The 11,503-nt window shown below is 67.7% G+C and carries 9 protein-coding genes; 6 read left to right on the top strand and 3 right to left on the bottom strand.

The genetic code is table 11. The annotated features are described in order from the left end of the window. Window positions 1–82 precede the first annotated feature (82 nt). Window positions 83–1,276, top strand: coding sequence for an adenylyltransferase/sulfurtransferase MoeZ (gene moeZ, locus MLP_RS15400; protein ID WP_013864069.1), 1,194 nt, complete (start codon window positions 83–85; stop codon window positions 1,274–1,276). Between the two features lie 71 nt (window positions 1,277–1,347). On the opposite strand, the gene MLP_RS15395 is transcribed toward moeZ, so the two are convergent. Next, window positions 1,348–1,551 carry a cold-shock protein gene (locus tag MLP_RS15395; RefSeq protein ID WP_013864068.1) on the bottom strand — a complete coding sequence of 68 codons (204 nt, stop codon included), beginning with the start codon at window positions 1,549–1,551 and terminating at the stop codon, window positions 1,348–1,350. A 306-nt stretch (window positions 1,552–1,857) separates the two neighbouring features. On the opposite strand from MLP_RS15395, the gene MLP_RS15390 reads away from it, so the two are divergent. From MLP_RS15390 to serB, 3 genes are read left to right on the top strand one after another with little or no spacing between them, the layout of a single operon-like run. Beyond that, window positions 1,858–2,154 (top strand): MGMT family protein, encoded by a 297-nt coding sequence (locus MLP_RS15390; protein ID WP_041792606.1) that lies wholly within the window; start codon window positions 1,858–1,860, stop codon window positions 2,152–2,154. Between the two features lie 33 nt (window positions 2,155–2,187). Next, a complete protein-coding gene (locus MLP_RS15385; RefSeq protein ID WP_013864066.1) occupies window positions 2,188–2,925 on the top strand; it encodes a pirin family protein in 738 nt (245 codons plus the stop codon). Between the two features lies 1 nt (window position 2,926). After that, window positions 2,927–4,102, top strand: a complete 1,176-nt coding sequence (serB, locus tag MLP_RS15380) for a phosphoserine phosphatase SerB (RefSeq protein ID WP_013864065.1) — start codon at window positions 2,927–2,929, stop codon at window positions 4,100–4,102. Window positions 4,103–4,188: 86 nt separating this feature from the next. Here serB and MLP_RS28055 read toward each other — a convergent pair whose 3' ends face one another. Beyond that, window positions 4,189–6,372, bottom strand: coding sequence for a CAP domain-containing protein (locus MLP_RS28055; protein WP_049804564.1), 2,184 nt, complete (start codon window positions 6,370–6,372; stop codon window positions 4,189–4,191). Between the two features lie 369 nt (window positions 6,373–6,741). Continuing rightward, window positions 6,742–7,545 (bottom strand): sugar phosphate isomerase/epimerase family protein, encoded by an 804-nt coding sequence (locus MLP_RS15370; RefSeq protein ID WP_013864063.1) that lies wholly within the window; start codon window positions 7,543–7,545, stop codon window positions 6,742–6,744. A 151-nt stretch (window positions 7,546–7,696) separates the two neighbouring features. Here MLP_RS15370 and MLP_RS15365 point away from each other — a divergent pair, with 151 nt between their 5' ends. Further along, window positions 7,697–9,670: an outer membrane protein assembly factor BamB family protein gene (locus MLP_RS15365; protein WP_172641580.1), complete on the top strand. Its 1,974-nt coding sequence runs from the start codon at window positions 7,697–7,699 to the stop codon at window positions 9,668–9,670. Next, complete coding sequence (locus MLP_RS15360) at window positions 9,667–11,394, top strand: hypothetical protein (RefSeq protein ID WP_013864061.1); 1,728 nt, start codon at window positions 9,667–9,669, stop codon at window positions 11,392–11,394. Before MLP_RS15365 ends, MLP_RS15360 begins: the two co-directional genes overlap by 4 nt. Window positions 11,395–11,503 lie beyond the last annotated feature (109 nt).

Raw genomic sequence — 11,503 nt, 5'->3', positions numbered from 1 at the left:
TTCCGCCCGGTCAGACCGGCGGTCCGGATGCCGGAATAGTGACCGAACCGTTGGCGTTCGTGATGTGAGGATCAAGCGTCCGATGACGAACTTGGAGGAAGTTGTGGCATTACCGCCGCTGGTGGAACCCGCGGAGTCGTTGACTCCGGAGGAAGTACGCCGATACAGCAGGCATCTGATCATTCCCGAGGTCGGCATGATCGGGCAGAAGCGGCTGAAGAACGCTCGGGTGCTGGTGATCGGGGCAGGTGGCCTCGGCAGCCCGGCATTGCTCTATCTGGCCGCGGCCGGGGTCGGCACGCTCGGCATCGTCGAGTTCGACACCGTCGACGAGTCGAATCTGCAGCGCCAGGTCATTCACGGTCAGTCCGACATCGGCAAGTCCAAGGCGCTGTCGGCCAAGGAGTCGATCGCCGAGGTCAATCCGCTGGTGAACGTGGTCCTGCACGATGTCCGGTTGGACAACGACAACGTGATGGAGATCTTCGCCCAGTACGACCTGATCCTGGACGGGACCGACAACTTCGCCACCCGCTATCTGGTCAACGACGCGGCGGTGCTGTCCCACAAGCCGTACGTCTGGGGATCGATCTTCCGCTTCGAGGGTCAGGTCAGCGTGTTCTGGGCCGATCATGGTCCGCAGTACCGCGATCTCTATCCCGAGCCGCCGCCACCGGGCATGGTTCCCTCCTGCGCCGAGGGCGGTGTGCTCGGTGTGCTGTGCGCTTCGATCGGCTCGATCATGGTGACCGAGGCGATCAAGCTGCTGACCGGGATCGGTGAGCCGCTGATCGGCCGGCTGATGGTCTACGACGCGCTGGAGATGAGCTACAAGACCCTCAATCTGCGCCGGGACCCGGCGGGGGAGCCGATCACCGAGTTGATCGACTACGACGCCTTCTGCGGCGCGCTGACCGACGAGGCCGCCGAGGCGGTCGCCGGTCACACCATCGCGGTGGCGCAGTTGGAGCAGTGGTTGAAGGAACGAGAGGCCGGCGAGCGCGACTTCGTGCTGATCGACGTACGCGAGCAGGTCGAGCGGGAGATCAACGCCATCCCCGGCTCGGTGCTCGTCCCCAAGGGTGAGTTCCAGAACGGGTCGGCGCTCAGCGCGCTGCCGCAGGACAAGCAGGTCGTGCTCTACTGCAAGGCTGGCACCCGGTCAGCCGAGTGCCTGGCGATCGTGCACGGGGCCGGCCTGGCCGACGCGGTGCATGTCGGTGGCGGAGTCAGCGCTTGGGTCAGCCAGATCGACCCCTCCCAGCCGGCGTACTGAGCGGGAGACGGTAGCAACACAAAGCCCCCGTACGGATCGCGTACGGGGGCTTTGGTGTGGTGTGGCAAAGATCAGATGGTGTGCACCTGGTCGGCCTGCGGGCCCTTCGGCCCCTGGGTGGTCTGGAACTCCACTCGCTGGCCCTCATCGAGCGTCCGGAAGCCGGTCGACTCGATCGCGCTGTAGTGGACGAACACATCCGGACCGCCGCCGTCCACGGCGATGAATCCGTAGCCCTTTTCGGCATTGAACCACTTGACGGTTCCCTGCGCCATGAAAACACTCCTAGCATCAAGCGCCGGAGCCGCACCTCACGGCCCCGAGTGCTGCTCGGACGCCAGCGGTGCCGAACGCCCACGCAAGAATCTGGGGGCGTAGCACTTACCACGGCACAGACTTGCAACAGCACACCTAGCCAACCACACATCCGCGGTCGGAGAAACCCAACCGAGTTCCTACGTTGCCGGGAGCAATGCCCGTGGCGATCCTCTTCGACGCTATTCCTAGGCTGGTCAGCGTGGATGCCTGGGTACGTGTGTTCAGCAGGGTCCCGCGAGAGCTCCCGTCCGGGCGTGTCGCTGATGGATGAGGCCTACGTCGAGGCCGTGCTGAGCGCCGTCGAACGGATCCCCGCGGGTCAGGTCGCCAGCTATGGAGACCTGGCGGAGTACGTCGGTGTCGGCGGGCCGCGGCTGGTCGGCCGGGTGATGTCCACCCAAGGGGCTGGGGTGCCCTGGTGGCGGGTCGTCCGGGCCGATGGCCGTCCGGCACGTGGGCTGGAGGCGACCGCGCTGGCACGGCTGCGGGCGGAGGGAGCGGTGCTGGTGGGCGATCGGGTGGACATGAGGCGCTGCCGTTGGCGGCCTTCACTATCGTGAGGCTGTGGTGCGCACTCCCGAGAGACTCCGCCCATGACCAGATCCAGCCCGGTGTCGCGTATCCAACGAGCCGGCGAACGGTTTCTGACCGAGGTCGAAGGCATCACCACCCGGCACGCCTTCTCTTTCGGGCAGCACTACGATCCATCCAACATTGGGTTCGGACGACTGCTGGCGCACAACGAGGAGTCGTTGCTGAGTGGACGCGGCTTCGATGATCACCCCCACCGAGACACCGAGATCGTCACCTGGGTGCTGTCCGGCTCGCTGCTGCACGAGGACTCAACGGGGGAGTCGGGGATCGTCTACCCAGGTCTGGTGCAGCGGCTGAGCGCCGGCTCGGGCGTCGTCCATGCCGAGCGCAACGACGCCTATCGGGTGGATCGGGCCAGCCCGCGAGTGCCGGTTCGGTTCGTGCAGAGCTGGATCCGGCCTGATGCGCCGGGGGGTGCGCCGTCCTATGCGCAGCGCGACATCGAGCCCGCTGCTCTGGCGACCGACTGGGTGCCGGCGGCCTCTGGATCGGAGCGCGACGCCGCGGTGTCGATCGGGGCGGCGACGAGCACACTGTGGATCACCCGCCTGGCCGCTGGGGCGACCCGGGTCTTGCCTGAGGCGGCCTATGTGCACCTGTTCGTGGCGAGCGGTGAGATCTTGGTGGAGGGCGTCGGGGTGCTCGGGGAGGGTGACACCCTGCGGGTCGTCGGATCAGCCGCCTTGCGGGTGACCGGGCGGCAGCCGAGCGAACTGCTGGCCTGGGCGATGGGCTGAGATGAGTGAGATACAACTGCCGCTGCTGATCAGGGCATCGGGCCGGGATCGGCCGCGGCTCACCAGCGAGCTGCTCGGTCTGCTCGCCCGAGCGGGGGCGGAGCTGGAGGACATGGAGCAACTGGTCGTCCGGGAGCGGCTCACCCTCGATGTGCTGGTTCGGCTGGAGAGTGCCTCCGACGCGTTGCTGCGCGACATCTTGTACTGGGGTTTCCGCAACGAGATGAAGGTCGACTTCGAGCGAGTCGAGGCGACCTCCCAGCGTGCGTCCCGGCGCCGGCACGCGGTGACCGTGCTGGGCCAGCCGTTGACGCCGATTGCGCTGTCGGCCGTGGCCGACGCGATCTCCGACACCGGCGGCAACATCGACCGGATCGTTCGGCTGGCGACCCAGCCGGTGACCGCGTACGACCTGGTGGTGATCGTCGATGATCCCGACGCGATGCGTACCGCGCTCGTGTCGGTCGCACGTGAGCACCACATCGATGTCGCCGTGCAGGTCAACGGCCTGGAGCGGCGGGCCAAGCGGCTGGTGGTGATGGATGTCGACTCGACGTTGATCGCCGACGAGGTGATCGAGCTGCTGGCGGACGAGGCGGGCTGCCGAGCCGAGGTCGAGGCCGTGACGACGGCGGCGATGGCCGGCGAACTGGACTTCGAGACGTCGCTCCGCGAGCGGGTACGCCGGCTGGCTGGGCTGGAGGTCGCAGCCCTGGACCGAGCTGCTGCTCGGATCAGGCTGACGCCCGGTGCCCGGACCTTCGTGTCCACGCTGCAGCGGATGGGCTTCTCGGTGGCCGTCGTCTCGGGTGGGTTCACCGCCTTCACCGACCGGCTCAAGGCCGATCTCGGGCTTGACCACGCCTATGCCAACACATTGGAGATCGTCGACGGTCGCCTCACGGGCGAGGTCGTCGGACCTGTGGTGGACCGTGCCCGCAAGGCCGAGTTGCTCCGGGAGATCGCCGCCGTAGAAGGGATCCTGCCCTCCCAGGCGGTAGCCGTCGGCGATGGCGCCAACGACCTCGACATGCTGGCCGCCTCCGGTCTGGGCATCGCGTTCAACGCCAAGCCGGCCGTCCGGGCGCGGGCGCACACCACCGTCTCGGTGCCCCGGCTCGACGTCATCTTGTTCATGCTCGGCGTCCGCGGTGCCGAAGTCGACCACGTGGACTGACCAGCGTCGTCAGGAACTCCTGACCGACACCGTCGGCGCCAGACTGGACGTGGCGCCGACGGGGCCGCAGGCGATCGCAGGTCCCGTTAGGCACTCACCTTGCCGGTCTTGGACGACGTCTTGGCCTTGGTTGTGTAACCGGTCGCCTTCCCGGTCACCTTCACCGAGATCTTCTTGCCCTTGTCGGTGGAGCCGAGTAGATAGTTCACCTTGGTCGCCTTCTTGATCTTCGATCCGTTCCGGTACCACTGATAGGCGAACCTCGTCGTCGTGGGCTTCCATTTGCCGGGCACCGCAGTGAGGGTATGGCCGATCCGGACAGTGCCGGAGATCTTGGGTTTCACTGCGGTGATCGTGCCAACCTTCACCTTCTTGGTCGTCTTCGAGGGCTTCGAGGTGGTCGTGGCATAGCCCGTCCGTGCGGCGGTGACCCGGACCGTGACGGTGCCGCCCTTGATGGCCGGGGCGAGCGTGTAGGTCCGTCCAGTGGCACCCGTGATCGCCTTCCCGTTGCGATACCACTGGTACTGGAAGCTGCTCGGCGCTGGTGACCAGCTGCCTGGCTTGGCAGTGAGGATCTTGCCCACTTGTGCCGTGCCGGAGATGGTGGGCGTCGGGACGTTGGTGAACTTCTTCGGCGGTGAGGGCGGCGTCGTCGGTGTTGTCGGTGTTGTCGGGGTCGGGGCGGGCGTCGTGGGGGTGGGCGTCGTCGGGGTAGGGGACGGGGACGTTGGTGTCGGCGTCGGGGGCGTCGGCGTCGGAGTGGGTGTCACGGGAGCCGTGACCGGTCCGACGGATCCAGTGGTCACGGTCGCCGATGTGTAGCCCGGCACCATGCCGGTGACCCGGAGCGCGATGTTCGTACCGAGGTCGGCTGCGGTGATGAGGTACGGGGAACTGACGGCTCCCGGGATCGCCTCGTCATTGCGGAGCCACTGCAGGCTGAAGGTGGGGGAGAGTCCGGTTCCCCAGTTTCCCTTGACGAAGCTGAGGGACTGTCCCACCACGGGCGTTCCATCGATGCCAACGCCTTGGGGCTTGAGGACACCTGGCTTGACGGTGAGCGCGCTCGAACTCGTGGTGCCGTTTGCCCAGCCTGCCAGCGCTGCCGTCGCCTTGACCACCAGCTGCTTTCCGACGTCGCTGGCTGCGACCGAGTAAGTTCGTGCGCTGCCGACCTGGTCGCCATCGGCATACCAGGCATAGCTCACGTACGCATCCGAAGGTTGCGGGTCGTTTGCCGTGGCGGTGAGGGTGTTGCCGACGCTGGGATCACCAGCCACTGTGACGGTGCCGACTCGAGCTACCGCAGCCCGGAACGTCTTGACCTGGTAGTTGATCGGGCCACCGGGTATCCCAGCGACGGTGATGTCATAGGTGTCGACCGTATCGCCAGCCGGTTCCGTGATCGGACCCCCGGTCCACACCACGGCGGGATCGCCGTACAGCTCATTTGACCGAGTCACCTGCACTGGCCACGGGCTGCCGTTCTTCGTCATGGTGATGGTGGCATTGGAGAAGTTCGTCCCCCGGGGTGCGCCGTAGGACCAGCGCCCACTGGTGGGCATCGTCTCCCAGGGGACGTAGCCGGCTGACGGCCATGGCGTGCCACCACTGGGGCGCGGGTTGTTGTTCTGGCTTCCGCTGTCGAAGACGACAAGGCTGGTGGACTTGTCGGTTGACCCGATGCCCACCCCCGACAGTGGTGGATACAGCACCCAGCGCCGATGGCCGACCAGGACGTTGTTGGCTCCCGGATCGTCCACGAACCCGTCTGCGGCGCGTGCTCCAACCCGCCCGAGATAGAGGTTGGAGGTGCCTGCGCCGATCTCGCCGTCCTTGCTGTAGCAGGCCAGGCTCGATGTGGGGGTGTGTGTGAGCAGGTTGTTGGCGTGCATGATCAACGCGGCCTGCTGAGCCAGGTGAGAGCCGGGAGCGTACTCCGTCACCGGCTGCAAGCCGGCCATCTCCCGGTAGTAGTTGATCGCCTCGAGCGTCGCGGCTCGGCCCCCTGGAGAGAAGGCCCCAGCTGCCTCCGCCGGTTGATTCTGGGGCGAGGGTGAGCCCGATACGCACTTGCTCGGGTCGCCGTCCCAGGTCCACGGCGCACTCAACGCCGGCCGTAGCCAGGTCAGATAGGCGTCCCGCACCGACTCCAGAGACGAGTTGTCGATGTCGCGCGGAGCTGCGGACACTGTCGATGGCGGTGGCGCCGCGAGCAGCCCGATCGCGAGCAGGAGCGTGGTCAGGACTGCGGCCGGGCGCTTCATGATCCCCCAAGAACGGCCGACTGCCACCATGTCCCCCGACTGGGCGCGAGCCGTTGGCGTCACCCTAGTGGGGCGGAGACACCGCCGTCACGAGTTCGCAGAACTCCATGCCGCGAATGAATTTCCCTTGTCTGGCAGCGAAACAAGACACCGACGGCGCACCCGGCCGCCCGCAATCGCGGGCAGCTGAGCGCGCCGGCTGCGCTGCACTAGCTCTTTCTATTGCGCCGGCTGCGCTGCGCGAGCTCTATTGCGCTGCTCGCCGGCGCTCAGGACCGCTCGTTCGTCGCGGATCAAGCCGAGACGAAAGGCATGTCTCGACTCGATCCGCTCCTGCACTCCCGGTCGCGCCGGCTGCGCTGCGCGAGGTCAGGCCAGAGTCTTCTGGAGCCAGGCGTAACCCTGGGCCAGGCCGTCGAAGACATCGCCCTCGTAGTGGTCGAACTCCAGCACCGCGTACGGGATCGTCAGGTCGTCGGCGGTGAGCACCGCGGCCAGCGGCACGTCGCCCTGGCCGGCCGGCTGCTGATCCTTCGGCAGCTCGCGGGCGCTGATCCCGGGACGCATCGGGCCGTCCTTGACGTGCACCGCGACGACCCGATCGCCGAGGCGGCGCAGCAGCTCGACGATGTCGGCGCCGCCGGCGTTGGCCCAGTAGAGGTCGACCTCGAGCTGGACGGCCGGATCGAGCAGTTCGGCGAATACCTCGAGGACGGGGCGGTCGTCGATCTTGGTGGTCAGCTCGTGGTCGTGGTTGTGGTAGCCGACCTTGAGGCCGTAGGCCTTCGCCTGCTCGGCGCGGGCATTCAGCCGATCGGCGTTGCGCTGCACATCCGCCAGGGTCGTCCAGCGCTCCGGTGCGACGAAGGGGTCGATGACGGTTTGCACGCCGAGCACATTGGCGGCGGCGAAGGTCTCCTCCGCCGGCGGCACGGTGAGCAGACCGTCGGGGGTGGCGACGCCCTCGTCCTCGATCAAGATGGCGTGGGCGGTGGGCGAGCTCAGCCCGTACCGCTCGAAGGATTCCTTCAAGGCATCCGCCCGGCGCACGAAGTCGAAGGCCTCGACCGTCTGCAGGCCGATGTCGGCGAGCTTGGCGAGGGAGCCGTCGAGGTCGGCATCGAGGGCGGCGTGGATCGAGTAGAGCTGGACTGAGATCTCGGGAGTGGCCATTGCCCTACGCTAGCAGAAACCGACAGTTGTGTCTGTTTATCCCTGAGGTGAATTTGCCGTGTTAGGTCCACGCCGGTCTGAGCCACGGTTGTGCCGCTCGCCCACGCGTGGGGTCCGTGGCAGGACCCTGGCGTCGGCTTGAATGGCGACCATGTCGACGTGGGGTGGTCCGCCGGGAGCCGGCGGCGACGGGGAGCGATGGTCGCCGTACCCCGTGCAGGACTGGTCCACGATGCCGGCGCCGGAGCAGCCGAGCGAGGGCGGCCCGTACGGGGGCGTCGACCCGGGCTGGGATCCGCCAGCGGGGCCGAACGTGCAGAGCGGCACCAGAACTCACCCGCCTGACCTGCCGAGCAGACATCGACCGCGTTGGCTGCCGTTGCTCGTGGTGAGCCTGGTCACCGTGTTGGTGGCGGGTGCTCTCTTCGTTGCCGACCAGGGCGGCGCAGGAGGTGGCCGGACCACGGCATCGGGTTATCTGCCAGATGATGGAGCGGTCAGCTATCGGGTGCAGACGACCACGACGGGCGACCGCACAGTGACCGGCAAGCTCGTCGAGGAGTCGTCTCGGCGGACCGGGGATCTGGTGCACAACGGCTTGGACTTCACGCTGGGCGCCAAGGTGGGCGGGGTCGTCGGGTTCGATCGACTCGATCGGATCCGGCTCTGGCGGACTACCGGCACCAAGATCGGCAGCATGGGCGAGCCGCAGCGGGTTCGGGTCTATCAGGTCGACCAGGCAGTGACGCTGATCGCCGACTCCGATGCCGCGGCCGCCGACGTCTACACACCGGGACTGGTCGAACTGCCGGCAGATGTCTCTGCCGGAGCCAGTTGGTCGAGCGAGGGCAAGGTCGGCCCCCGCGCCTATCGCAGCGACCTCCGGGCGGAGGCCGCCGAGCCGGGCTGTCTGCGGGTCTCCGGGACGATCGTGGAGTCAGTGACATCGGGGCCGCGCGGGACCCCGCGGCAGGTGACCAAGCGGGAAGTGGCCAAGCTGTGGTGTCAGGGCCGAGGGATCGTCTCGGAGGAGACCGTCGACGGTGCGACCCGGACCACCTCCGTCGCGGCGTCGTCCGGTGCCCCGACCGTTGGTGTGCAGACCGTCGACGAGACCTGGGAATGGACCGATCCCACGACCTGGCGACGACGCGACTTCGAGCTTCGTTCGGCCGATCCCACCTTGGGACCGGGCCAGATGACCGGTTCACCTGGGCTGCTGCCCTCGGTGGTGACTGCCTCGGGGCTGCTCATTCGCCCCACCAGCAGCGACGACCTGGTCGCGACGACGCCACGGACCATCGACTCCTGGACGACGCTGTGGCGGATGCACCCCGGCGGCACCGTGCTGAGTCTCGCTGGTTTCGGCAAGGTCGTGGTCGTGACCACGAGCCGGCGGGAGGCGGTGGGCTATACCGACACCGGCGTACGGCTGTGGACCGTCGCGCTGGACGACGTGGCCTTTCGTCCGGCGATCCGGGTCGACGACCGACGGGTCGCGATCGGGGACGTGGCGGGCGGCGTACGGGTGGTCGACGTCCTCACCGGAGCCGAGATCTGGCATGCCCAGATCGCCGAACAGCTGAGCGCACCATTGGTCGCCGACTCGCGCGTCGTCGTTGCTTTGGACCAAGGTGGGACCACCACCGCCTTCGCCGCGGACAGCGGTGAGCGACTGTGGACCAGTGAGGTCTCGGGCACTCTCGGCGCGGTCTTCGGTGACCTCGTCGTAGTACGTCACGAGGGGACCCTGGACGCCCTGGACATCACCTCGGGCCGGCATCGCTGGTTGCTCCCGCAGACCGGCACGCTGGATGCGCTGCAGCCTTTCGGTGATCTGTTGCTGGCTGCCACCAGGCTGGACACCCTGGCGATCGACAAGCATGGGGTCGTTCAGCAACGGCTGCCGGCGTATGCGGCGGTGACCGTGGTGGGCGACACGATGGTCGGCTGGGGCACCTCCAGCGCCGAGTTCCGCGACCGCGAGCTGTCCCTGCGAAGGCGGGTCGACACCCCGAAACGGACGCTGGCAAGTGTGGCGTACATGGCGGCGCCCTATCGCCACGGCGTGATCGTCTTCGACGTCGCGGGCTGGGCGTTCACGACCTGGAGCTCCGAGCCGTGAGCCGGGTGCGCGACGCGGTCCGAACCGTCCTCGACCAAGGGCTGGTGGCCCGGGTCCGGGAGGGTCGGCTCCGAGACGACGGGCAGTGGCCGTACGGGCTGCGAGCGGTGGTGGCCGTGGGCTGCGTGCTGTTCGTGCTCGCCGGGGTGGTGGCTCTGGTATCGGCGCCGATCCGATCCTGGTCGTCGCTGAGTGTGCCCAACTCGGTCACCAGTAGCGTGCCCGACGGGGTCGTCTGGCTGCTGACCTTCCTGTTGGGCTTCTGCCTCGCCCTGTTCACGGTGGCGGCCATCCATGGTCCCTGGTGGATGAAGATGATCGGGCTGGTGGCGCTCGCCCTGCTGCTCGGGATCTGGTCGTCTGCGACCGTCGTGGGGTCGGCTGTCCACACGTCGACGATTGCCCGATCGCCGGTCATAGCGGCTGGACTCACGGTGCTGGTCGTCGTGGTGTTGACGGTCATCGGGCGACGTCGGGAGCCGGCCTGGTGGGAGTTCCCGCTCGTCCTGGGGCTGATCGGTCTGGTGCTCGCGCTCTGCACGCTCGCCCTCGCCGAGACGAGCCGTCGGCTGGGCTATCGGATGGCACCGGTCTTCTTGGACCAGACCATGAGCCTGCTGACCTTCATCGTGCTACCGGCCGTGATCGCCGCTGGCGCGGCGGTAGCCGAGATCGCAGTCGGTGTGACCATGGCCGCGACCAGAACGACCCAGCGACTGGCCGCGGGCAGCTGGCCGTACGTGGTGCTCGGGGCGGTGGTGGTGCTGCGGCTGGCGCAGGAAGTGAGGCGGCTGAGCGACTTCGACGTGGCCAACAGTGGCTGGCGCGCCCTGGTGCCGGCCGTCGTGCTGGTTGCGGGGTTTGTCGGCTTGGGGTGGCTGGTCTCGCGGCTGACGCCACTTCGCGACGTCTCCGTCGCTGAACTGCCCGAGGACCTCAGTCGTATCTCGATCGGAGTGGGCGCCGCCACGATCGCGTTGATGATCCCGGTCTACGTCCTCATCTTCGGCTTCCAGATCGTGGTGAGCCTGAACCCCTCGTACGCGCCGGAGAGCGTCGACACGACGCCGTGGATAGACCGGCTGTTGGACGGGTTCCGGGTGCTGCTGGGTGTGATCCTGGTGGTCGTCGGCCTGTGGCAGGCTCGACGCCGACGACCGGGCCTCGCGCTCGTACTGGGGAGCACGGGCGTGATGTTCTTCGCCCTTTCCTTCCGGCTCCTCACCGGCTATCGCTGGGCCTTCTGGGTGGATCCCGACGCGTTGGTCAGCGTGGTGACGGCGGGGATCGTGGTCGTGACCGGCTGGTTGCTGGTGACCCGACGCCTGTCGCGCGATCGGGCGCTGGGGCTGGCCGCCGTGCTCACCCTGGCAATCGTGCTCTCGATGCGCTCGGTGATCGCCGACCCGGTGGCGGCGCTGGTGGGCAGCAGCGGCGTGGCCTTCGTGCTGTTCGGTGTCACCTGGGACTTCCTGACTGCGTCGGACTGGGCCAACACCACCGGCCGCCGGATCGGCCGGTCGACCCGGGTGCTGCTGGCGCTGGGCTATCCGCTGCTCACCGTCACCGTGGTCGCTGCCGACGTCTTGATCCGGCGCCCCCAGACGTTCTCGGCCGTGAACGGGTTCGCCGAGCTGGGTGAACTGGTGCTGGGCACCGCCTTGCTGGCCGCCGCCGCGATCGTCGTGCTGTCGGCCGTCCGCGGCGACCGCGAGGTGCTGTGAGCCGAGGTTTGGCTGCCGGCTGGGCGTTGACCCCAGATTCGACTCCGCACCATTTAGGTCGGCCCCAGATTCGACTCCGCACCATCTAGGTCGACTGCGCATCAGGCGG

Origin of the sequence: Microlunatus phosphovorus NM-1 (genome assembly GCF_000270245.1) — a bacterium.
In the GTDB taxonomy this organism is placed as follows: domain Bacteria; phylum Actinomycetota; class Actinomycetes; order Propionibacteriales; family Propionibacteriaceae; genus Microlunatus; species Microlunatus phosphovorus.
The sequence above is the reverse complement of the archived record's forward strand: the minus strand, read 5'-3'. Positions and strand labels throughout refer to the sequence as shown.

Excerpts from the sequence above, each read along its gene's own strand:
- moeZ (WP_013864069.1), top strand. The coding sequence starts at position 83 with ATGACGAACTTGGAGGAAGTTGTGGCATTACCGCCGCTGGTGGAACCC.
- MLP_RS15395 (WP_013864068.1), bottom strand. The coding sequence starts at position 1,551 with ATGGCGCAGGGAACCGTCAAGTGGTTCAATGCCGAAAAGGGCTACGGA.
- MLP_RS15390 (WP_041792606.1), top strand. The coding sequence starts at position 1,858 with ATGGATGAGGCCTACGTCGAGGCCGTGCTGAGCGCCGTCGAACGGATC.
- MLP_RS15385 (WP_013864066.1), top strand. The coding sequence starts at position 2,188 with ATGACCAGATCCAGCCCGGTGTCGCGTATCCAACGAGCCGGCGAACGG.
- serB (WP_013864065.1), top strand. The coding sequence starts at position 2,927 with ATGAGTGAGATACAACTGCCGCTGCTGATCAGGGCATCGGGCCGGGAT.
- MLP_RS28055 (WP_049804564.1), bottom strand. The coding sequence starts at position 6,372 with ATGAAGCGCCCGGCCGCAGTCCTGACCACGCTCCTGCTCGCGATCGGG.
- MLP_RS15370 (WP_013864063.1), bottom strand. The coding sequence starts at position 7,545 with ATGGCCACTCCCGAGATCTCAGTCCAGCTCTACTCGATCCACGCCGCC.
- MLP_RS15365 (WP_172641580.1), top strand. The coding sequence starts at position 7,697 with ATGTCGACGTGGGGTGGTCCGCCGGGAGCCGGCGGCGACGGGGAGCGA.